Genomic DNA, 21708 nt, shown 5'->3' with positions numbered 1-21708 from the left:
AGATGAGCTTTGTCCTTAATCGCTGGGACATCTACTGTTAGAAATACCAGTTACGACAGGCGGCCAGGTCATGATGTGAGTCGATACGTGCCCACTTTTTGGCACCGGCCGCGTCGCGACACAGGCATTCTGGACATACTCCTGGATCAAGACTGATATTGATTGAGCAACCGCTCCATCCGCGCATCCATCCGCCGTTTGATCTCGGCTTCAATATGCGGGGCAAAGTCGTCGATCACATCCTGCATGATCAGTTGCGCGGCGGCACGCAGTTCATTGTCCAGGTGCAGCAGCAACGCGTCGGGCGCTTTTTCTGCGGCGGGTGCCGGTTCGGCAGCGGGGGCTGGTGTGACAGGTTCAGGTGCGGCAGGTTTGCCACCGACCATGTCGAACAACAGCGGAATCTGTACCTCACCCTCGACCGTTTCGGTCAGCAGCGGCGGTTGCAAGTCGTCATCACCGAGCAATTGACGGATCGACTCCAGGTCGTCCAGCAAGTGGTCGTCTTTTTTAATCGGGTTGGGAGTGTCCATCATGTGCTCAAAGTCGTTGTAGCCGGTGATCTTGCAGAGGATAGCCCTGTTCGCGGTAGAAACGGAAACTCTCCCGCGCAGCCTGACGAATAGCCGGGTCTTCCACCACCACTTCCGCCACACGGGCAAAAGCCTTGGCAAAGGCCGGTACTTTCAGATCCAGGTTGACCAGCAGGTCATGGTGACTGCCGCAGTTGTCGCCCAGGCCCAACACAATCAGGCCTTCGGGTTCGGACTCGGCGGGGCCGTGGGGCACGAAGCTTTCGCCCTTGAAGCGCCACAGGCGGGCGTCGAGGTCTTCACGCTGAGCGGCATCGCTGCAGTGCAGGTAGATGCGGTGGCCCATGCGCCAGGCTTTTTCGGTGAGTTTGCAGGCAAAGTCCAGGCGCGCAGAGGGATCGGCGCTGGGCAATATATAGAAGTCGACTTGGGTCATTGCGGTTCCTGAGACCGGAGCGGCGCGAGGGCCGCCCCGGAATCTTCAGTTTCAGGCTTTGGCGCGATCCAGCAGGTATTGGGTCAGCAGTGGCACCGGACGGCCAGTGGCGCCCTTGTCCTTGCCGCCGCTGGTCCAGGCCGTGCCGGCGATGTCCAGGTGGGCCCAGTTGAAGTTCTTGGCAAAGCGCGACAGGAAGCAGGCCGCAGTGATGGTGCCGGCTTTCGGCCCGCCGATGTTGGCGATGTCGGCGAACGGGCTGTCGAGCTGTTCCTGGTATTCGTCGAACAGTGGCAGCTGCCAGGCGCGGTCGTCGGCAGCCTTGCCGGCGCTGAGCAGTTGCTCGATCAACTCGTCGTTGTTACCCAGCAGGCCCGAGGTGTGGGAGCCCAGGGCGACGATGCAGGCACCGGTCAGGGTGGCGATGTCGATGACCGCTTGTGGCTTGAAGCGTTCGGCGTAGGTCAGCGCATCGCACAGCACCAGGCGGCCTTCGGCGTCGGTGTTGAGGATCTCGACGGTCTGGCCGCTCAGGGTGGTGACGATATCGCCCGGACGGGTGGCGCCGCCGCTCGGCATGTTCTCGGCACACGCCAGGATGCACACCAGGTTGATCGGCAGCTTGAGCTCCAGCACGGCGCGCAGGGTGCCGAACACGCTGGCGGCACCGCCCATGTCGTACTTCATCTCATCCATGCCGGCGCCCGGCTTGAGGCTGATGCCGCCGGTGTCGAAGGTGATGCCTTTACCCACCAGCGCGTAAGGCTTCTCGGATTTCTTGCCGCCGTTGTATTGCATTACGATCAGGCGTGGCGGCTGGTCGCTGCCCTGGCCCACGGCGTAGAACGAGCCCATGCCCAGTTCCTTGATCTTTTTCTCGTCCAGCACTTCAACCTTCAAGCCCTTGAACTCTTTGCCCAGCGCCTTGGCTTGTTCGCCCAGGTAGGTTGGGTGGCAGATGTTCGGCGGCAGGTTACCCAGGTCGCGGGTGAACGACATGCCGTTGGCGATGGCAGTGGCGTGGGTGACGGCGCGCTCGACTTCAGCCTGGGCGGCCTTGATGGTCAGCAGGGTGATTTTCTTGATGGCGCGCGGTTCGGCCTTCTGGCTCTTGAACTGGTCGAAGACGTAACCGCCGTCCACCAGGCTTTCGGCCAGCAGGCGGGTCTTGCCGTAGCTGTCGCGGCCTTTTACTACGATTTCATCGAGGGCCAGTGCCGCATCGGCGCCGCCCAGGCCTTTAAGGGTGGTGAGAAGGGTGCTGATGATCTTGCGGAACGGGCGGTCGCCCAGTTCGGCGTCCTTGCCCACGCCCACCAGCAATACGCGGTCGGCTTTAAGGTTAGGCAGGCTTTGCAGCAGCAGGCTCTGGCCGACTTTGCCGGCCAGGTCGCCGCGCTTGAGGACCGCGCTGATGGCGCCGCCGCTCAGTTCGTCGAGTTGCTTGGCGGCGACGCCGAGCTTGCGCCCTTCGCCGACGGCGACCACGAGGGTGGCGGTTTTCAACGTTTCGGGGCTAACGCTTTTTACAACCAATTCCATTTTCGGGTCCCTTATATAAGGTCGGTGAGCCTGGAGTCTGTGTAGCCAGGCTTAAAGCGAGGCAGCTGTGTAAACCGCCCGCGACAAAGGCCGCAGTTTGAACCTCGCCGGCGGAGCCTGACAACCCTTGCCGCACGCTTTGTGCACGTGCATGAGCAAGCACCGTGACAGGCGCGGTCAATCACAGGATAATGCGCCATCTTTTTAGCCGGCCCGTGTAAACGGGTCGACTCGGTATGCTTGCTTGTTTGGCCGCCTTAGCCTGACAACCCTGGAGTGTCTGGTTTGATCGTCTTCCGTTATCTGTCCCGCGAAGTCCTGTTGACCCTGAGTGCCGTGAGTGCGGTATTGCTGGTCATCACCATGAGTGGTCGTTTCGTCAAATTCCTCGCCCAGGCCGCCTCGGGCGCCCTGGACCCGGGCTCGTTGTTCCTGATCATGGGCTTTCGCCTGCCGGGGTTTTTGCAACTGATCCTGCCGCTCGGCCTGTTCCTGGGCATTCTGCTGGCCTATGGCCGGTTGTACCTGGAAAGTGAAATGACCGTGCTTTCGGCCACCGGCATGAGCCAGCAGCGTCTGCTGGCCATGACCATGGTGCCCGCGACCGGCGTTGCCCTGCTGGTGGCGTGGTTGAGCATGAGCCTGGCGCCCCAGGGCGCCATGCAGTTCCAGCTGCTGCTGAACAAGCAGGATGCCATGACCGAGTTCGACACCCTCGAGCCCGGGCGCTTTCAAGCGCTCAACGACGGTACGCGGGTGACCTATACCGAAACCATGACCGATGACCGTTCCAACCTGGGCGGCGTGTTTATTTCCCAGAAAAACCTCGGGCAGAATCAGAAAGACCGTGGGATCTCGATTCTGGTGGCCAACAGCGGGCGCCAGGAAGTACGCCCTGACGGCAGCCGTTACCTGATCCTGGAAAATGGCTTTCGTTACGACGGCAGCCCAGGGCTGGCGGATTACCGGGCGATCAAGTACGACACGTATGGCGTAATGCTGGCCAAGCCGGAGATCAGCGAAGAGGTCACCGACCGCGACGCACTCCCGACGTCGTCGCTGTTCGGCAATACGGAACTGCGCTCCGTCGCGGAACTGCAATGGCGAATTTCCCTGCCGCTGCTGGTGTTTATCGTGACCTTGATGGCGGTGCCGCTTTCGCGCGTCAACCCGCGTCAGGGCCGTTTCCTCAAGCTGCTGCCAGCGATCCTGCTGTACATGGCCTACCTGACCCTGCTGATTTCCGCCCGTGGCTCCCTGGAGAAGGGCAACCTGTCGCCGGCGCTCGGCCTGTGGTGGGTGCACGGCGTCTTCCTGGCGATCGGCCTGGGGCTGCTCTACTGGGAACCTATCCGTTTGAACATGAAGAGCCGTCGTGGCCTGAAGGAGTTGGCTCGTGGCTAAGCTCGATCGCTACATTGGTAGCAGCGTACTGATCGCCATCCTGGCGGTATTGGGCATCATCCTTGGCCTGGCCTGCTTGTTCGCCTTCATTGATGAAGTCGGCAATGTCACCGACACCTATACGGTCACGGCCGTGCTGAGCTACGTGGCGCTGACCGCGCCGCGCCGTCTCTACGACATGATGCCGATGGCGGCACTGATCGGTTGCCTGATCGGCCTGGGCAGCCTGGCCAGCAGCAGCGAATTGACCATCATGCGCGCCGCCGGTGTTTCCATCGGCCGTATCGTCTGGGCGGTGATGAAACCCATGCTGTTGCTGATGGCCTGCAGTGTGCTGATCGGCGAATACGTGGCGCCACCCACCGAAGCCACGGCCCAGGCCAATCGCGCCCTGGCCCAGGGGTCGGGGGATGCGCAGAGCGCCAAGCACGGCCTGTGGCACCGCCAGGGTGATGAATTTATCCACATCAACGCCGTGCAGCCGGGCGGTCTGTTGGTGGGTGTGACGCGTTATACGTTCGATAAAGAGCGGCACATGCTGACCTCCAGCTTCTCCAGGCGCGCGCAGTACGATGAAGGGAAGTGGGAGCTGTACGACGTCACCACGACTTATTTCCATAATGTAGGGCAGGGCAACAAGGCCAGCACCGAAGTCATCAATGTGCCGTCCGAGCAATGGGACATCGCCCTGAAGCCGGAGCTGCTCAACACCGTGGTGATGATCCCGGAAGCGCTGCCGATCTCCGGGTTGTGGAGCTATATCCACTACCTCAAGGACCAGGGGCTGAACAACGGCCGCTACTGGTTGGCATTTTGGGTCAAGGTGTTGCAGCCGGTGGTCACCGCCGCGCTGGTATTGATGGCTATTTCGTTCATCTTCGGCCCGTTGCGTTCCGTGACCCTTGGCCAGCGGGTGTTCACCGGCGTGCTGGTGGGCTTTACCTTCCGTATCGCCCAGGACCTGCTGGGCCCGTCGAGCCTGGTGTTCGGTTTTTCGCCGCTGTTTGCGGTGCTGGTGCCGACCGCCATCTGCGCCCTGGCCGGGTTCTGGCTGTTGCGTCGGGCCGGTTGATTCGGCGCTTATGAACAAAAAATGCCCCGTTCCCAGGAACGGGGCATTTTTGTTCTGGTCAGCAAAGATGACGCCCGGCCTGAGCATCAGGTACAATTCCCGGCTATTTTTCAGCGGGCAATCTGCCTGCAGCCTTTTTGAGTGTTGATCCGTGAGTGATTTGAGTCATATCCGCAATTTCTCCATCATCGCCCACATTGACCATGGCAAGTCGACGCTGGCCGATCGATTCATCCAGATGTGCGGCGGCCTTGCCGAGCGTGAAATGGAAGCCCAGGTCCTGGACTCCATGGACCTTGAGCGTGAACGCGGGATCACCATCAAGGCCCACAGCGTTACCCTGTACTACACCGCCAAAGACGGTATCAAGTACCAGCTGAACTTCATTGACACCCCCGGCCACGTTGACTTCACTTACGAAGTCAGCCGCTCGCTGGCGGCATGTGAAGGCGCCTTGCTGGTGGTTGACGCCGGCCAGGGCGTTGAAGCCCAGTCCGTTGCCAACTGCTACACGGCGATCGAGCAGGGCCTTGAGGTCATGCCGGTACTGAACAAGATCGACCTGCCCCAGGCCGATCCGGACCGTGTTAAAGAAGAAATCGAAAAGATCATCGGCATTGATGCCACCGACGCCGTCGAGTGCAGCGCCAAGACCGGCCTGGGCGTCGATGAAGTGCTCGAACGCCTGGTCAAGACCATTCCTGCGCCTACCGGCAACTACGAAGATCCGCTGCAAGCGTTGATCATCGACTCCTGGTTCGACAACTACCTGGGGGTTGTTTCCCTGGTACGTGTGCGCCACGGCCGGGTGAAGAAGGGCGACAAGATCCTGGTTAAATCCACCGGCAAGATCCACCTGGTGGACAGCGTCGGCGTGTTCAACCCCAAGCACACCGCTACCACTGACCTGAAGGCCGGTGAAGTTGGCTTCATCATCGCCGGTATCAAGGACATTCACGGTGCGCCGGTCGGTGACACCCTGACCTTGAGCTCCACCCCTGATGTTGACGTGCTGCCGGGTTTCAAACGCATCCAGCCGCAGGTTTACGCCGGCCTGTTCCCAGTGAGCTCCGACGACTTCGAAGACTTCCGTGAAGCCCTGCAAAAGCTGACGCTCAACGATTCGTCGTTGCAGTACACCCCGGAAAGCTCCGACGCTCTCGGCTTCGGCTTCCGTTGTGGCTTCCTCGGCATGCTGCACATGGAAATCATCCAGGAGCGCCTTGAGCGCGAATACGACCTGGACCTGATCACCACCGCACCAACGGTTATTTTTGAGCTGGCGCTGAAAACCGGTGAAACGATTTACGTCGATAACCCGTCCAAGCTTCCAGATCTGTCCTCCATTGAAGACATGCGCGAGCCGATCGTGCGGGCCAATATCCTGGTCCCGCAGGAACACCTGGGCAACGTCATTACCCTGTGTATCGAAAAACGTGGCGTACAGCACGACATGTTGTTCCTCGGTACCCAAGTGCAAGTGACCTACGATTTGCCGATGAACGAAGTGGTCCTGGACTTCTTCGACCGTCTCAAATCCACCAGTCGCGGCTATGCTTCGCTGGATTACCATTTCGACCGTTACCAATCGGCTAATCTGGTGAAGCTGGATGTGCTGATCAACGGCGACAAGGTGGATGCGCTTGCGCTGATCGTGCACAAGGACAACGCGCACTACAAAGGTCGTCAGCTGACCGAGAAGATGAAAGAACTGATTCCGCGCCAGATGTTCGACGTCGCGATCCAGGCCGCCATTGGCGGGCAGATCATTGCGCGAACCTCCGTCAAGGCACTCAGAAAGAACGTACTGGCCAAATGCTACGGCGGTGACGTAAGCCGTAAGCGCAAACTGCTTGAGAAGCAAAAGGCCGGTAAAAAACGCATGAAGCAAGTGGGCAACGTGGAAATTCCACAAGAAGCCTTCCTTGCGGTGCTCAGGTTGGATAGTTAGGTCCTATGTCACTAAATTTCCCGCTGTTGCTGGTCATCGCCGTTGCCGTTTGCGGTCTCCTGGCGTTGCTCGATCTGGTGTTCTTCGCCCCGCGTCGGCGGGCGGCTATCGCGTCCTATCAGGGCAGCGTCAGCCAGCCCGATGTCGTGGTGATCGAGAAGCTGAACAAAGAGCCTTTGCTGGTTGAATACGGCAAGTCGTTCTTTCCCGTGCTGTTCATCGTACTGGTGCTGCGGTCATTTCTGGTGGAGCCGTTTCAGATCCCTTCGGGGTCGATGAAACCTACCCTGGACGTCGGCGACTTCATCCTGGTGAACAAGTTTTCCTACGGGATCCGCCTGCCGGTCATCGACAAGAAAGTCATTCCGGTCGGTGATCCGCAGCGCGGCGATGTGATGGTGTTCCGCTACCCTAGCGACCCGAACGTCAATTACATCAAGCGCGTGGTCGGCCTGCCGGGCGATGTGATTCGCTACACCAGCGACAAGCGTCTGTTCGTCAACGGGGAGTCGGTGGCCGAGAAATTGATCGGTGCCGAGCCGAACACCCTGGGCAGTGCCGAGTTGTACCAGGAAAAACTCGGGGCGGTAGAGCACCAGATCCGCAAGGAAATGACCCGCTACCGTTCGCCGCCTGACACCGAATGGAAAGTGCCGGCCGGGCACTACTTCATGATGGGCGACAACCGCGACAACTCCAACGACAGCCGTTACTGGGATGACCCCAACATTCCCAAGGACCTGCTGGGCATGGTTCCCGACGAGAACATTGTCGGCAAGGCCTTTGCTGTCTGGATGAGCTGGCCGGAACCCAAACTCAGCCACCTGCCGAACTTCTCGCGGGTCGGGCTGATCAAGTAATACAGGCGGCGCTGTGAACACAGCGCCGAATGCTTTTCTGGGGTGGGGACAATTCATGGCCCGGCCCCATGCGACACCAATCAGGATTTGAATTTGAACACTGCGTCAATCGTCGATGGCCGCCGGTGCCACCAAACAGATATGGGTAAACCGTGAGCGTTTCTTTAAGCCGTCTCGAGCGTCAGCTCGGCTACACCTTCAAGGATCAGGAATTGATGGTCCTTGCCCTCACACACCGCAGTTTTGCCGGGCGTAATAACGAACGCCTGGAATTCCTCGGTGATGCCATCCTTAACTTTGCCGCCGGTGAGGCGCTGTTCGAGCGTTTCCCTCAAGCGCGTGAAGGTCAGCTGTCACGCCTGCGTGCGCGCCTGGTCAAAGGTGAGACCCTGGCCGTGCTGGCCCGTGGTTTCGGCCTGGGCGAGTACCTGCGCCTGGGGTCGGGTGAGCTGAAAAGCGGTGGCTTCCGTCGCGAGTCGATCCTGGCCGATGCCCTTGAAGCGTTGATCGGTGCGATCTACCTCGATGCAGGCATGGAGACCGCCAAGGAGCGCGTAGTCGCCTGGCTGGCTTCGGAGATCGAAAGCCTGACGCTGGTCGACACCAACAAAGATCCCAAGACCCGCCTGCAGGAATACCTGCAGTCGCGTGGTTGCGAACTGCCACGCTACGAAGTGGTGGATATCCAGGGTGAGCCGCATTGCCGCGTATTTTTCGTGGAATGTGAGATCACCTTATTGAATGAAAAAAGCCGAGGTCAGGGTGTGAGCCGTCGTATTGCCGAACAGGTAGCGGCCGCTGCAGCACTGATTGCCCTGGGCGTGGAGAATGGCCATGACTGATTCAACCGCAACACGCTGTGGCTATGTTGCCATCGTCGGCCGCCCGAACGTGGGCAAGTCCACGCTGCTGAACCACATCCTGGGCCAGAAGCTGGCGATCACCTCGCGCAAGCCGCAGACCACTCGCCACAACATGCTGGGTATCAAGACCGAAGGCACTGTGCAAGCGGTGTATGTCGACACCCCGGGCATGCACAAAGGCGGCGAAAAGGCCCTCAACCGTTACATGAACAAGACCGCTTCGGCGGCGTTGAAAGACGTCGACGTGGTGATATTCGTGGTCGACCGCACCAAGTGGACCGACGAAGACCAGATGGTTCTGGAACGTGTGCAGTACGTCACCGGCCCCTTGATCGTCGCGCTGAACAAGACCGACCGTATCGAAGACAAAGCCGAACTGATGCCGCACCTGAGCTGGCTGCAGGAACAACTGCCGAACGCCCAGATCATCCCGATCTCGGCCCAGCACGGCCACAACCTTGAGGCCCTGGAACGCGTGATCGCCGAGCACCTGCCGGAGAACGAGCACTTCTTCCCGGAAGACCAGATCACCGACCGCAGCAGCCGTTTCCTCGCCGCCGAACTGGTACGCGAGAAAATCATGCGCCAGATGGGTGCCGAGCTGCCGTACCAGATCACCGTTGAAATCGAAGAGTTCAAGCAGCAGGGCAAAACCCTGCATATCCACGCGCTGATCCTCGTCGAACGCGACGGCCAGAAAAAAATCATCATTGGCGACAAGGGCGAGCGCATCAAGCGCATCGGCACCGAAGCGCGCAAGGACATGGAATTGCTGTTCGATTCCAAGATCATGCTTAACCTGTGGGTGAAGGTTAAGGGTGGCTGGTCCGATGATGAGCGCGCGTTGCGCTCTCTGGGCTACGGCGACCTGTAAGGACACCGCAGGGCAAAAATGTGGGAGGGGGCTTGCCCCCGATAGCGGTGGGTCAGTTAGCAAGTACGTGACTGACACACTGCCATCGGGCGCAAGCCCCCTCCCACATTAGGTTTGTGTAGTTTTCAAAAATGCATGCCAGCAGTGAGAACCCATGTCCCAATCCCCACCTCCCAGCCAACTCGCCTACGTCCTGCACAGCCGCGCCTACCGCGAGACCAGCGCGCTGGTGGACTTCATCACGCCCCAAGGTCGCCTGCGCGCGGTTTTGCGCAGCGCGCGGGGCAAGGCGGGGACGCTGGCGCGGCCGTTCGTGGCCCTGGACGTGGAGTTTCGTGGCAAGGGCGAGTTGAAAAACGTCGGCCGGCTGGAAAGCGTCGGCAACTCCGCCTGGCTCAATGGCGAGGCGCTGTTCAGTGGCCTCTACCTCAACGAGCTGCTGATCCGCCTGCTGCCCGCCGAAGACCCGCACCCGGCAGTCTTCGATCACTACGCCGCCACCCTGATAGCCCTGGCCGAAGGGCGCCCTCTGGAGCCGCTGCTGCGCGCCTTTGAATGGCGCCTGCTTGACGACCTCGGCTACGGCTTTGAACTGAGCAACGACCTGCACGGCGACCCCATCGCCGCCGACGGCATGTACCGTCTGCAAGTCGATGCCGGGCTTGAACGCGTCTACCTGCTGCAACCGGGCCTGTTCCAGGGCACCGAGTTGTTGGCCATGAGCGAAGCTGACTGGAGCGCGCCAGGTGCCTTGTCCGCCGCCAAGCGTTTGATGCGCCAGGCGCTGGCGGTGCATTTGGGCGGACGGCCGCTGGTCAGTCGCGAGTTGTTTCGAAAGCCCTGACATCCCCGTGTATGCTGTGCACCGTTTCTTTCCCTTTTCAGGAGCGCTTCCGTGACCACCAGCAATCGCATTCTTCTTGGCGTCAACATCGACCACGTCGCTACCCTGCGCCAGGCCCGGGGCACCCGTTACCCTGACCCGGTCAAGGCTGCGCTGGACGCCGAAGAAGCGGGCGCCGACGGCATCACCGTGCACCTGCGCGAAGACCGCCGGCACATCCAGGAACGTGATGTGTTGCTGCTCAAGGACGTGCTGCAAACCCGCATGAACTTCGAGATGGGCGTGACCGAAGAAATGATGGCGTTCGCCGAGCGCATCCGCCCGGCGCATATCTGCCTGGTGCCGGAAACCCGCCAGGAGCTGACCACCGAAGGCGGCCTCGATGTGGCCGGCCAGGAAGCGCGGATCAAAGCCGCGGTGGAACGCCTGTCGAAGATCGGCAGCGAAGTGTCGCTGTTCATCGACGCCGACCCGCGCCAGATCGAAGCCTCGCGTCGTGTCGGCGCGCCGGCCATCGAACTGCACACCGGCCGTTACGCCGACGCCACCACGCCGACCGAAGTCGCTGACGAGTTGCAGCGCATCGTCGAGGGCGTCAACTGCGGCCTGAATGAAGGTCTGATCGTCAACGCCGGCCATGGCCTGCACTACCACAACGTGGAAGCGGTCGCCGCGATCAAGGGCATCAACGAACTGAACATCGGCCACGCGTTGGTGGCGCATGCGCTGTTCGTCGGTTTCAAAGGCGCGGTCGCCGAGATGAAAGCCCTGATCCTCGCCGCCGCCAAGCACTGATCAGACACAGGATATTTCCTGTGTGTGCGGGCTTGTGTGGGAGCGGGCTTGCTCGCGAATACGGTGGGTCAGCCAATACATGTGCTGACTGGCACACCGCATTCGCGAGCAAGCCCGCTCCCACATTGGCCCATTCTCATCTTTATACCCCCTGTGTTTTCGCCATGCGGCAATGCGAAGCCTTACTGTTTAGCCGGGTCAGGTGTATCGTATCTGCCCTTTGCGGGCCTCTGGCGCGCGGCAGATACGTGAGGTTGTTGTGTCCCGATCCTTTTCCCGTCGACAAATCCTGGGTGGCCTTGCAGGCCTGGCCGTCGTGGGCGTCGGTGCCGGTGGCGCCTATCGCTACTGGCTGGGGAAAGTCGCCGAGGCCGAAGCCGGGCACGATTATGAGCTGATCGCGGCGCCCTTGGACGTGGAGCTGGTGCCTGGGCACACGACCCAAGCCTGGGCGTTCGGCCCCTCCGCGCCAGGCACCGAGTTGCGCGTGCGCCAGGGCGAATGGCTGCGGGTGCGCTTTATCAACCACCTGCCGGTGGCCACTACCATCCACTGGCATGGCATTCGCCTGCCCCTGGAAATGGACGGCGTGCCTTACGTCTCGCAGTTGCCGGTGTTGCCCGGTGAATATTTCGACTACAAATTCCGCGTGCCGGACGCCGGCAGCTACTGGTATCACCCCCATGTGAACAGCAGCGAAGAACTCGGCCGTGGCCTGGTTGGCCCGCTGATCATCGAAGAGCGCGAGCCCACCGGTTTCAAGCACGAACGCACCCTGAGCCTGAAAAGCTGGCACGTCGACGAAGAGGGCGCTTTTGTCGCCTTCAGCGTGCCCCGCGAGGCGGCCCGCGGCGGCACGGCCGGGCGGCTGTCGACGATCAACGGCGTGTCCCAGGCGGTGATTGATTTGCCGGCTGGGCAGATCACCCGCGTGCGGTTGCTCAACCTCGACAACACCCTGACCTACCGCCTGAACATTCCCGACGTCGAAGCCCAGATCTACGCGCTGGACGGCAACCCCATCGAGCCGCGGCCACTGGGCAAGGAGTACTGGCTGGGCCCGGGCATGCGTATCTGCCTGGCGATCAAGGCACCGCCAGCGGGTGAGGAATTGTCGATTCGCAATGGCCCTGTGCGCCTGGGCACCTTTCGCTCGGTGGCCAATGCCGACGCGCCCAGCGAATGGCCACCGGCGTTGCCCGCCAACCCGATTGCCGAGCCAGACCTGGCCAACGCCGAGAAACTCAACTTCAATTTCGAGTGGGTCGGCACGGTGTCGGTGGATGACGGCAAGCCGCCGAGCCTGTGGCAGATCAACGGCAAGGCCTGGGACATCACTGACAAGACCTGTGCCGACCGCCCAATCGCCAAACTGGAGAAGGGCAAGAGCTACATTTTCGAATTGAAGAACATGACTCAATACCAACACCCGATCCACCTGCACGGCATGAGCTTCAAAGTGATCGCGTCGAACCGCCATAAGGTGATTCCGTACTTCACCGACACCTACCTGCTGGGCAAGAACGAACGTGCCCGCGTGGCGTTGGTGGCTGATAATCCGGGGGTGTGGATGTTCCATTGCCACGTGATCGACCACATGGAAACCGGCCTGATGGCCGCCATCGAGGTGGCGTGATGCGCCAGATTCGCCCCGCCGCGATTATCGACCGCAGCCGTGACCAGGCGTTTATGCGCGAAGCGCTGGCCCTCGCGGCCCAAGGCGCGGCACTCGGCGAAGTGCCGGTGGGCGCCGTGCTGGTGCAGGACGGTGAAATCATCGGCCGAGGCTTCAACTGCCCGATCAGTGGCAACGACCCCAGCGCCCACGCCGAAATGGTCGCCATCCGCGCCGCTGCGCAAGCGATCAGCAACTATCGGCTGGTGGGCAGCACGCTGTATGTGACCCTGGAGCCGTGCAGCATGTGCGCGGGCCTGATCGTGCATTCACGCATCGCGCGCGTGGTGTATGGCGCACTGGAGCCGAAGGCCGGCATCGTACAAAGCCAGGGCCAGTTTTTTACCCAGGGGTTTCTCAACCACCGGGTGTTGTTTGAAGGCGGGGTGTTGGCTGAGGAGTGTGGGACGGTGTTGAGTGAGTTCTTCAAGGCTCGTCGAGCCAAACCCACACTCTGACCAACACTGAACACCAATGTGGGAGCTGGCTTGCCTGCGATAGCTATCTTTCAGTCAATTCATCAGTGACTGGTACACCGCTATCGCAGGCAAGCCAGCTCCCACCTTTGAATCTCCATTTTTCCAGGGAGATTGGGGTTACTTCCTGGCGATAATCACCGCGCGCATCGGCGCCGGCAGCCCCTCAATGGTCTTGCTGTGATCATCCGGGTCCAGGAAGTCACTCAGCGACTGATACTTCATCCACTCCGTGCCACGCTGTTCTTCGACCGTGGTCACGCTCACGTCCACACAGCGCACATCACTGAAACCGGCCCGTCGCAGCCACAGCATCAGCGCCGGCACCGACGGCAGGAACCACACGTTGCGCATTTGCGCATAACGGTCTTCCGGCACCAGCACCTGCTGCTGATCGCCTTCGACGACCAGGGTTTCCAGGACCAACTCGCCGCCTTTGACCAAGGTGTCCTTGAGCGCCAGCAAGTGCTCAATGGGCGAACGACGATGGTAGAACACGCCCATGGAAAACACCGTGTCGAAGCCTTCCAGGTTCGACGGCAGGTCTTCAAACGGGAACGGCAAGTGCCAGGCCTTTGGCTCGTTCAGGTAGCGCTGCACGGCCTGGAACTGGCAGAAGAACAGCCAGTTCGGGTCCACGCCAATGACGCTGTCGGCCCCCGCGCCGAGCATGCGCCACATGTAATAGCCGTTGCCGCAACCCACATCGAGGATGCGCTTGCCCTTCAAGTCCAGGTGCGGTGCAACCCGCGACCACTTCCAGTCCGAACGCCACTCGGTGTCCACATGCACGCCAAACAGGTTGAACGGGCCTTTGCGCCATGGGCTCAGGCCCATCAGCGCGGTGTGCATTTGCGCGCGCGTGGCGTCGTCGCAGTCGGTATCAAGGGTCAGGCCATTGAGCAAATCGACTTCGCTGGGCTGGATCTGCGGCAGCGCATCCAACGCACTCTGCCAGCGTTCGAGGTCGCCATGACCCTTTTCCATTTTGCTATCGAGCTGCGCTTGCAGGCCCTGGGCCCATACGGCCAGGGGAGTGCCGACCAAATGGCGGGCGAGAGGGGACAGATCAATCATGGCAAGGCAATCAACGAGGCAAAGTTAAGACACTGGAACCACGGCACGACTTTCGAGAACCCGGCCGCCAGCAGGCGTGCGCGATGTTCTTCGAGGCTGTCGGGCTTCATGACGTTTTCGATGGCGCTGCGCTTCTGGGCAATTTCCAGTTCGCTGTAGCCGTTGGCGCGTTTGAACGCGATATGCAGGTCGGTGAGCAGCGTGTGTTCTTCAGGGTCATTGAAGCGCAGCTTTTCCGAGAGGATCAACGCCCCGCCTGGCAGCAGCGACTGGCGGATACGGCCGAGCAATGCCAGGCGCTCATCGGGGGCGATGAATTGCAGCGTGAAGTTCAGCGCCACCACCGAGGCCGGCTGGAACTGCAGCGCGAGGATATCACCCTCGACCACCTCGACCGGCAGCAACTCCTGGAACATCGAGTCCTGGCCATTGAGGTATTCGCGGCAGCGCTCGACCATCGCCGCCGAGTTGTCCACTGCGATGACCCGGCAACCGTCGGTGCGCACATGGCGGCGCAAGGCCTGGGTGACGGCGCCAAGCGACGAGCCGAGGTCGTAGAGCACGCTGTGGCGTTGGGCAAATTGCGCCGCGAGCACGCCGAGGTTCTCGACGATGGTCGGGTAACCCGGCACCGAACGCTTGATCATGTCCGGGAACACCCGTACCACGTCCTCGTTAAAGGCGAAGTCCGGCACCTGGGGCAGGGGCTGGGCGAATAGGCGATCGGGTTCTTTGCTCACGGTTGGTCCGGCGACGAGGGGGGAAAGGCCGGCATTTTAGCCAAGTTGGCCCTCGTGTGCGCGGGTTGTCTGATGGAAAGCAGACGCGGTGATGCCCCACTGGCCCAGCCAATACGTGATGATCAGCCAATACGGTGCTGCTTCGAACGCCAGCACAAACCGATTGATGCCGATCAGCGTGTCGGAAAATACAAACGACACCGCCCCCGCCGCCGCCAGCAGCGCCGAACGTTTTGGCACGTCGCTGCCCAGCCGGGCCAATGCCCGCCAGAGCATGGCGCTGATCACCAGGGCATACACCACCACCGGAATCAGCAAGTCGCCCAGGCCATGGGCGATCAGAATACTCAGCAGGATCGCGCCCACACCCAGCGCCAATACCAAGGGCAACACCGCCAGGCGGCGGCAATCGCTGAAATAGGCTTTTAAATACGCCAGGTGCGCGACCAGGAAGGCGCCGAGACCGAAGATAAACAGGTCGCCCGGCCAGGCGAGCAAGACATCGCCGAGCAGAGAGAAAATCAGCCCGAGGCTGATCCAGCGACGATAGTCAGTGGGCGGCGCATCATGCAGCCAGCCCAGCAGCGCGAGTACCGGCAGCGGCTTGACCAGCAGGCACAGCAACGCCGCATGGGTGGTCAGCCCGTAGATAAAGGTCCCGGCGCCCATCAACGCAAGAATCAGCCATGGCATATCAGTTCACCGTGATGGCGCAGTCGAAGGTTTCGGCAGGCTCGGCTTCCGGCTCCCAAGGTTGTTGGGAGGTCAGGCGCAAACGGCCCTGGCCGGCCGCGAAGGCCTGGAAACGCCAGGTGGAGTGGCCACCGCCGCCGATCACCCCGGATTCCGCGCTGCTGTAGACCTCCGGGCTCAAGGCGCGCAGCACACCGCCGGCGGAATCCTGGATGGCCCAGCGATAGCCGGTGGTGGGGTTGCTCGGCAAGGTGAGGATCAGGTTTTGCCCGGTTTTAAGCTGCAGCGGGCAGGCGCTCTGGTTGTCCACTGTGACGTTTTGCTTGGGGGCACTGGCGCAGGCGCCCAGCAGGGCAAGGCTCAAGGGGAGAAGCAGGCGGGCAGCGGTCATGGAGGCTCCGTTGTGTGGCGACGAAGGGCGAGCATAACCGAAGATGAGGCAGGGTGTGACAAGCGGGGATTTTGTGGCGAATGGGCTGGCCCTTTCGCGAGCAAGCCCGCTTCCACATCTTGACCGTGTTCCAAACGATCTACTCGGTCAAGTGTGGGCGCGGCTCACTCGCGAAGAGGCCGGCTCAGGCGCTGGGGATCTATCAGAACAACACCTTCGCCACATCCGCAAAGCGCTTGGCAAAGTGCACGGTCATGCCTTCCTTCAAATACTCCGGCAACTCCTCAAAGCTCCCGCGATTCGGCTCCGGCAAGATCAGCTCGTGAATCTTCTGGCGGCGCGCCGCAATCACCTTTTCACGCACGCCGCCAATCGGCAGCACATGCCCGGTCAACGTCAGCTCGCCGGTCATGGCCACGCCTTTTTTCGGTGGCTGGTTGCGCGCCAGGGAAAGCAGCGCACTGGCCATGGTCACGCCAGCGCTCGGGCCGTCTTTGGGCGTGGCGCCTTCCGGCACGTGCAAGTGCACGAAGGCTTCGTCGAAGAACTTCGGATCGCCGCCAAACGACTTCAGGTTCGAGCTGATGTAGCTGTAGGCAATCTCGGCGGATTCCTTCATCACTTCACCCAACTGCCCGGTGAGTTTGAAGCCGCGATTGAGCGTGTGGATACGCGTTGCCTCGATTGGCAAGGTTGCGCCGCCCATGCTGGTCCAGGCCAGGCCGGTAATTACGCCGGTGCCGGACAGCACTTGCTCGTTGCGGAACACTGGCATGCCCAGTGAGCTTTCCAGGTCCTTGTTGCCGATCTTGATGACCGTGTTCGGCTCATCCAGCAGCTTGACCACCGCCTTGCGCACCAGTTTGCCCAGTTGTTTCTCCAACTGGCGCACCCCGGCTTCCCGCGCATACCCGTCGATCAACGCGCGCAAGGCGCCGTCGCTGATGGTCAGGCTGGTTTTCGACACGCCGGCTTTTTCCAGCTGTTTTGGCCACAGGTGGCGCTTGGCGATGGCGACTTTTTCTTCGGTGATGTAGCCCGACAGGCGAATCACTTCCATACGGTCCAGCAACGGACCCGGGATCGAGTCCAGGGTGTTGGCGGTGCACACGAACAGCACTTTGGACAGGTCCAGGCGCAGGTCCAGGTAATGGTCGAGGAATTCGACGTTCTGCTCCGGGTCGAGGGTTTCCAGGAGCGCCGACGCCGGGTCGCCCTGGTAGCTCTGGCCCATCTTGTCGATCTCGTCGAGCATGATCACCGGGTTCATCACCTCGACATCCTTGAGCGCCTGCACCAGCTTGCCTGGCATGGCGCCGATGTAGGTGCGGCGATGGCCCTTGATCTCGGCCTCGTCGCGCATGCCGCCGACACTGAACCGATAGAACGGTCTGCCCAGGGATTCGGCGATAGATTTACCCACGCTGGTCTTGCCCACGCCCGGCGGGCCGACCAGCAGCACGATGGAACCGGCGACTTCGCCTTTATAAGCGCCGACCGCAAGGAATTCGAGGATGCGACTTTTGATGTCATCCAGGCCGGCGTGGTGCTTATCCAGCACTTTGCGCGCGTGTTTGAGGTCGAGCTTGTCCTCGCCATACACGCCCCATGGCACGGAGGTCGCCCAGTCCAGGTAGTTGCGCGTGACGGCGTATTCCGGCGAGCCCGTTTCCAGGATCGACAGTTTGTTCATCTCTTCGCTGATGCGCTTTTGCGCCTGGGCCGGCAGCACTTTGTCCACCAGGCGTTGTTCGAACTGCTCGACGTCCGCGCTGCGGTCATCCTTGGTCAGGCCCAGCTCTTGCTGGATGACCTTGAGTTGTTCCTTGAGGAAGAATTCGCGCTGGTGCTCACCGATCTTGCGGTTCACCTCGGCGGAGATTTCCTTCTGCAGGCGCGCAACTTCGACTTCCTTGCGCAGCATCGGCAGCACTTTTTCCATGCGCTTGAGCATGGGCACGCAGTCGAGCACTTCCTGCAATTCGTTACCGGTCGCCGAGGTCAACGCGGCGGCGAAGTCGGTGAGCGGCGACGGGTCGTTGGGGCTGAAGCGGTTGAGGTAGTTCTTCAACTCTTCGCTGTACAGCGGGTTGAGGGGCAGCAGTTCCTTGATCGCATTGATCAGCGCCATGCCGTAGGCCTTGACCTCGTCGGTCGGCTGGGTGGGCTGGTGCGGGTATTCGACTTCCACCAGGTACGGTGGGCGGTGGTGCTTGAGCCAGGTCTTGATTCGCACGCGGGTCAGGCCCTGGGCGACGAATTGCAGCTTGCCGTTCTCGCGGCTGGCGTGGTGCACCTTCACCAGGGTGCCGTACAGCGGCAGGGCCGAGGTGTCGAAGTGGCGCGGGTCTTCCGGCGGCGTTTCCATGAAAAACAGCGCAAGGGAGTGGTGGTCGGATTTGCTCACCAGTTCCAGGGTTTCGGCCCACGGTTCTTCATTGACGATCACCGGCAGCACTTGCGCCGGGAAGAACGGGCGGTTGTGGATCGGGATGATGTAAACCTTGTCCGGCAGGTTTTGCCCCGGCAGGGCCAGGCCGGTGCTGGAGGAGGTTTCGTGTTCGGCGTTTTCGGGGTCGGCGTAATCGTTGAGGTCGATATCAGGGAATTCTTGCTGGTCGCTCATGGGGCACCTGCATAAGGAAGTATGCAGGTTAGATGGGGCGCGGCAGCGGTGGTTTCAATGGCGGGGGTGAGATAGCAACATATTGCATAATATTTTCGAAACGCCGCTTGACCCGGTGGCAGCGGGCTCGCCTGCACGGCGGTGCATCAGCCACTGATCAGTGGGCTGGCAGACCCACCTGCTTGACCGCGCGCGCTCAGCTGATTTTGTGGAGATAGGCGGGCAGGGGCTGCTCCGGCAATACCGACAGAACCTTAAGGCGCTGCAACATGCGCTGCCGTGCCCGCTGCAAATGCTCGCGCAAATTCAGCGCAGCCGCATCAAATGCACCGTGCAGCAACAACTCCAGAATCAAGCGATGTTCGGCGAGCATGGCCGGATCGGCACCGATCCCCAGCAAACGGTAGAAAATCCGACTGATGATCATCGGGCTCTGGCCCTGGCGGATCAGCGCGGCGATTTTGCGGTTTTGCAGGCCGGCCAGGCAGCGCTGGTGCAAGTCTTCTTCGATCTGTTCGATAGCCTGCAGGCTGCATTGCGGGCTTTGCTGGGCGTCCACTACGCGCTGCAACATGGCTTCGAGCATCTCGCGGTCGAGGTTCGGTGCGCTCTGGCGCAGGGCTTCGGGTTCCAGGCAGGCGCGCAGTTCGTAGTCTTCGGTGACTTCCCGCGCGGTCAGCGGCCCGGCGAGCCACTGTGAGTAAGGTTCTTTTTCCACCAGGCCACGATCGCGCAGGCGCATCAGCGCTTCACGCACCACCGCGCGGCTGACGCCATAGTGGTCGGCGGCGGCTTGTTCATCCAGGCGGTAGTGACCGAACGCGATACAGGTGGACAGCGCCGCACCAATTTCCTCAACGATCCGCTCGCCCAGGGGCCGCGTATCCACCAACTCGTCGTCGCCATTGAGGCCCAGGTGCGCAGGGCTCAAGGGCAGGCGCAGCGGCTCCATGGCCAGGCCGTCGGGGTTGATCAGGTAACCGCGACCGTTGAAGCGGCAGATCAAGCCTTCGGCATGCAGCAGGTCGAGCGCCTTGCGCACCGGGACGCGGCTGGTGCCGAACAGTTCGGCCAGCGGCGCTTCGAGCAAAACCAGCCCGTGGCGGGCGGTGCCGTTGACGATCGCATCACGCAATAGCTGGTGAATCATCGCGTAACGGGAGGCCGAGGCGGACACTGCTTTCATCGCGTTCTCTTTGGCGTGTAGGACGGTGGCCGGGGATTCTCTCATAGTTGCGCCTGTCACTCCGCGCCACGTCGGTGGCACTTTTTTGGGGCCTTGTGGATAGACATGTTACTTTTCTGCACCAAAATGTACTTATTAATAAAAGATACATTATTTCAATCGGCACCTGCTCACAGGCGTTCGCTCACTATTTTGGCGGCGCTTGAGACTCTCTAGCGCGTAGCTCTTGTCGATTAAGCTGAGTTCCACTCAAGGCAGTGATAGCAGACTGGCACGAAAGCTGCCTATGTAAAACGTACATTTTATTAATATGTACGTTTTATGAGGTTCATGCTGATGTCAGACGCCACTTCCATGGCCGAGGCTTTCGCCAGCGGTCGCAGCGACCCGGTGCAGGTGCTCGAACAGGTCCTCCTGCACGCGAGCATGGCCCCCACGGTGTTTATCTCTCTGACTGCCGAGCGTGCCCGGCGTGAGGCCGAAGCCTCCGCTGCGCGCTGGCGAGCTGGCCAGCCCTTGAGTGTGTTCGACGGTGTGCCGCTGGCCTGGAAAGACCTGTTCGACGTCGCCGGCAGCATCACCACGGCTGGCGCCGCTTATCGTCGTGAGGCGCCGGCCGCCTTGCTCGATGCGCCGAGCGTGGGGCTGTTGTGCCGCGCCGGGATGGTCAGCGTGGGCAAGACCAACCTCAGCGAACTGGCGTATTCGGGCCTGGGGTTGAACCCGCATTTCGGCACGCCCTACAACCCGAGCGGCAGCGATCAACCGCGCATCCCAGGCGGCTCATCATCGGGTTCAGCGGTCGCCGTGGCCGCCGGGATCGTGCCGATCGCCATGGGCACCGACACCGCAGGCTCAATCCGCATTCCCGCGGCGCTCAATGGTGTGGTGGGTTACCGCAGCAGCAGCCGACGCTACAGCCGCGACGGCGTATTCCCATTGGCGCACACCCTCGACAGCCTCGGCCCACTGACCCGCAGCGTGCGCGATGCGCTGGCAATCGACGACCTGCAAAATGGCCGCACGCAAACCCATGTCGCCCGCAGCCTCAAGGGCCAGCGCTTTGTGCTTGAGCAAGGCGCACTGGAAGACATTGAGCCTGCGGTACGCAATAACCTGCTGCGCGCGGTGGACCAACTGCGGGCCGCCGGTGCGCTGATCGAGGTGCGCCCGTCAGCGACTTTTCAGGCCACGCTGGAGCTGATCAAGCACCACGGCTGGCTCGGCTCCTTTGAAGCCTTTGCCCTCCATCAAACCCTGCTCGACAGCCGCGACGCCGAACAACTCGACCCGCGTGTGCGCCGCCGCCTTGAAGCCGCGCGTTCATTGCCGGCCAGCCAATTGATCCACCTGACCGACGCACGCCGACGCCTGCAACAACAGCTGATCGACGACCTCGACGGCGCTGTCCTGATAACCCCGACCGTTGCCCATGTCGCGCCGGCGTTGGCTCCGCTGGAAGCTGACGACGAGCTGTTCGTGCGCACCAACCTCGCCACCCTGCGCCTGACCATGCCCGGCAGTTTGCTGGACATGCCCGGCGTTACCTTGCCCAGCGGCCGTGATGCCCTGGGCCTGCCCACCGGGCTGCTGCTCAGCGCCCCGATGGGGGAAGACGCACGCCTGCTGCGCGCTGCGTTGTCCGTCGAATCCGTAATGACTATTTAAGG

At 61.4% G+C, this 21708-nt stretch carries 20 protein-coding genes; 11 read left to right on the top strand and 9 right to left on the bottom strand.

The genetic code is table 11. The annotated features are described in order from the left end of the window. Nucleotides 1-146: 146 nt before the first annotated feature. Genes JFT85_RS10575 through JFT85_RS10565 form a run of 3 tightly spaced genes read right to left on the bottom strand, consistent with a single transcriptional unit; the run spans nt 147 to nt 2511 of the window. Nucleotides 147-533, bottom strand: coding sequence for a hypothetical protein (locus JFT85_RS10575; protein WP_053254569.1), 387 nt, complete (start codon nt 531-533; stop codon nt 147-149). 7 nt (nt 534-540) lie between these two features. Further along, nucleotides 541-969: a DNA polymerase III subunit chi gene (locus tag JFT85_RS10570; RefSeq protein ID WP_053254570.1), complete on the bottom strand. Its 429-nt coding sequence runs from the start codon at nt 967-969 to the stop codon at nt 541-543. 51 nt (nt 970-1020) lie between these two features. After that, complete coding sequence (locus JFT85_RS10565) at nt 1021-2511, bottom strand: leucyl aminopeptidase (protein ID WP_053254571.1); 1491 nt, start codon at nt 2509-2511, stop codon at nt 1021-1023. Between the two features lie 285 nt (nt 2512-2796). Here JFT85_RS10565 and lptF point away from each other — a divergent pair, with 285 nt between their 5' ends. The 10 genes from lptF to tadA all read left to right on the top strand — a co-directional run bounded on the left by lptF (nt 2797) and on the right by tadA (nt 13307). After that, nucleotides 2797-3915: an LPS export ABC transporter permease LptF gene (lptF, locus tag JFT85_RS10560; RefSeq protein WP_053254572.1), complete on the top strand. Its 1119-nt coding sequence runs from the start codon at nt 2797-2799 to the stop codon at nt 3913-3915. After that, nucleotides 3908-4987, top strand: a complete 1080-nt coding sequence (lptG, locus tag JFT85_RS10555) for an LPS export ABC transporter permease LptG (protein WP_069552757.1) — start codon at nt 3908-3910, stop codon at nt 4985-4987. The genes lptF and lptG overlap by 8 nt, the downstream gene beginning before the upstream one ends. A 151-nt stretch (nt 4988-5138) precedes the next feature. Further along, complete coding sequence (gene lepA / locus JFT85_RS10550; protein WP_003210439.1) at nt 5139-6938, top strand: translation elongation factor 4; 1800 nt, start codon at nt 5139-5141, stop codon at nt 6936-6938. A gap of 5 nt (nt 6939-6943) precedes the next feature. Then, nucleotides 6944-7798, top strand: a complete 855-nt coding sequence (gene lepB, locus JFT85_RS10545; protein WP_053254574.1) for a signal peptidase I — start codon at nt 6944-6946, stop codon at nt 7796-7798. 152 nt (nt 7799-7950) lie between these two features. Next, complete coding sequence (rnc, locus tag JFT85_RS10540) at nt 7951-8640, top strand: ribonuclease III (protein ID WP_017136295.1); 690 nt, start codon at nt 7951-7953, stop codon at nt 8638-8640. Further along, complete coding sequence (gene era / locus JFT85_RS10535; RefSeq protein WP_038851274.1) at nt 8633-9535, top strand: GTPase Era; 903 nt, start codon at nt 8633-8635, stop codon at nt 9533-9535. Before rnc ends, era begins: the two co-directional genes overlap by 8 nt. 154 nt (nt 9536-9689) lie before the next feature. After that, nucleotides 9690-10379: a DNA repair protein RecO gene (gene recO / locus JFT85_RS10530; RefSeq protein ID WP_053254575.1), complete on the top strand. Its 690-nt coding sequence runs from the start codon at nt 9690-9692 to the stop codon at nt 10377-10379. A gap of 51 nt (nt 10380-10430) precedes the next feature. Then, nucleotides 10431-11174 (top strand): pyridoxine 5'-phosphate synthase, encoded by a 744-nt coding sequence (gene pdxJ, locus JFT85_RS10525; protein WP_053254576.1) that lies wholly within the window; start codon nt 10431-10433, stop codon nt 11172-11174. A gap of 259 nt (nt 11175-11433) precedes the next feature. Then, the gene (locus JFT85_RS10520; RefSeq protein ID WP_104814078.1) at nt 11434-12810 is read left to right on the top strand and encodes a multicopper oxidase family protein; all 1377 of its coding nucleotides are present in this window, start codon (nt 11434-11436) and stop codon (nt 12808-12810) included. Further along, nucleotides 12810-13307, top strand: coding sequence for a tRNA adenosine(34) deaminase TadA (tadA, locus tag JFT85_RS10515; RefSeq protein ID WP_053254578.1), 498 nt, complete (start codon nt 12810-12812; stop codon nt 13305-13307). The genes JFT85_RS10520 and tadA overlap by 1 nt, the downstream gene beginning before the upstream one ends. 138 nt (nt 13308-13445) lie before the next feature. On the opposite strand, the gene cmoB is transcribed toward tadA, so the two are convergent. The 6 genes from cmoB to JFT85_RS10485 form a co-directional block, all read right to left on the bottom strand. Beyond that, entirely contained in the window at nt 13446-14402 is a 957-nt protein-coding gene (gene cmoB / locus JFT85_RS10510; RefSeq protein ID WP_053254579.1) for a tRNA 5-methoxyuridine(34)/uridine 5-oxyacetic acid(34) synthase CmoB, read from the bottom strand. After that, the gene (gene cmoA / locus JFT85_RS10505; RefSeq protein WP_053254580.1) at nt 14399-15142 is read right to left on the bottom strand and encodes a carboxy-S-adenosyl-L-methionine synthase CmoA; all 744 of its coding nucleotides are present in this window, start codon (nt 15140-15142) and stop codon (nt 14399-14401) included. Before cmoA ends, cmoB begins: the two co-directional genes overlap by 4 nt. Nucleotides 15143-15178: 36 nt before the next feature. Continuing rightward, nucleotides 15179-15835 (bottom strand): lysoplasmalogenase, encoded by a 657-nt coding sequence (locus JFT85_RS10500; RefSeq protein ID WP_053254581.1) that lies wholly within the window; start codon nt 15833-15835, stop codon nt 15179-15181. A 1-nt stretch (nt 15836) separates the two neighbouring features. Beyond that, nucleotides 15837-16226, bottom strand: coding sequence for a protease inhibitor I42 family protein (locus JFT85_RS10495; protein WP_053254582.1), 390 nt, complete (start codon nt 16224-16226; stop codon nt 15837-15839). A 202-nt stretch (nt 16227-16428) separates the two neighbouring features. After that, nucleotides 16429-18852, bottom strand: a complete 2424-nt coding sequence (gene lon / locus JFT85_RS10490) for an endopeptidase La (RefSeq protein WP_053254583.1) — start codon at nt 18850-18852, stop codon at nt 16429-16431. A 196-nt stretch (nt 18853-19048) separates the two neighbouring features. Then, nucleotides 19049-20038 (bottom strand): GntR family transcriptional regulator, encoded by a 990-nt coding sequence (locus tag JFT85_RS10485; RefSeq protein WP_069552761.1) that lies wholly within the window; start codon nt 20036-20038, stop codon nt 19049-19051. A 336-nt stretch (nt 20039-20374) separates the two neighbouring features. Here JFT85_RS10485 and JFT85_RS10480 point away from each other — a divergent pair, with 336 nt between their 5' ends. Further along, the gene (locus tag JFT85_RS10480) at nt 20375-21706 is read left to right on the top strand and encodes an amidase (protein WP_053255345.1); all 1332 of its coding nucleotides are present in this window, start codon (nt 20375-20377) and stop codon (nt 21704-21706) included. Nucleotides 21707-21708: the final 2 nt, after the last annotated feature.

Source organism: Pseudomonas sp. TH04, from assembly GCF_016651355.1.
In the GTDB taxonomy this organism is placed as follows: domain Bacteria; phylum Pseudomonadota; class Gammaproteobacteria; order Pseudomonadales; family Pseudomonadaceae; genus Aquipseudomonas; species Aquipseudomonas fluorescens.
Note: the sequence above shows the minus strand (reverse complement) of the source record. Positions and strands in the feature narration are given on the sequence as shown.

Coding starts and splice junctions, on each gene's coding strand:
- recO (WP_053254575.1), top strand. CDS start 9,690: ATGTCCCAATCCCCACCTCCCAGCCAACTCGCCTACGTCCTGCACAGC.
- lepB (WP_053254574.1), top strand. CDS start 6,944: ATGTCACTAAATTTCCCGCTGTTGCTGGTCATCGCCGTTGCCGTTTGC.
- tadA (WP_053254578.1), top strand. CDS start 12,810: ATGCGCCAGATTCGCCCCGCCGCGATTATCGACCGCAGCCGTGACCAG.
- JFT85_RS10575 (WP_053254569.1), bottom strand. CDS start 533: ATGGACACTCCCAACCCGATTAAAAAAGACGACCACTTGCTGGACGAC.
- lon (WP_053254583.1), bottom strand. CDS start 18,852: ATGAGCGACCAGCAAGAATTCCCTGATATCGACCTCAACGATTACGCC.
- JFT85_RS10480 (WP_053255345.1), top strand. CDS start 20,375: ATGTCAGACGCCACTTCCATGGCCGAGGCTTTCGCCAGCGGTCGCAGC.
- JFT85_RS10485 (WP_069552761.1), bottom strand. CDS start 20,038: ATGAAAGCAGTGTCCGCCTCGGCCTCCCGTTACGCGATGATTCACCAG.
- JFT85_RS10500 (WP_053254581.1), bottom strand. CDS start 15,835: ATGCCATGGCTGATTCTTGCGTTGATGGGCGCCGGGACCTTTATCTAC.
- era (WP_038851274.1), top strand. CDS start 8,633: ATGACTGATTCAACCGCAACACGCTGTGGCTATGTTGCCATCGTCGGC.
- JFT85_RS10570 (WP_053254570.1), bottom strand. CDS start 969: ATGACCCAAGTCGACTTCTATATATTGCCCAGCGCCGATCCCTCTGCG.
- JFT85_RS10565 (WP_053254571.1), bottom strand. CDS start 2,511: ATGGAATTGGTTGTAAAAAGCGTTAGCCCCGAAACGTTGAAAACCGCC.
- JFT85_RS10495 (WP_053254582.1), bottom strand. CDS start 16,226: ATGACCGCTGCCCGCCTGCTTCTCCCCTTGAGCCTTGCCCTGCTGGGC.
- cmoB (WP_053254579.1), bottom strand. CDS start 14,402: ATGATTGATCTGTCCCCTCTCGCCCGCCATTTGGTCGGCACTCCCCTG.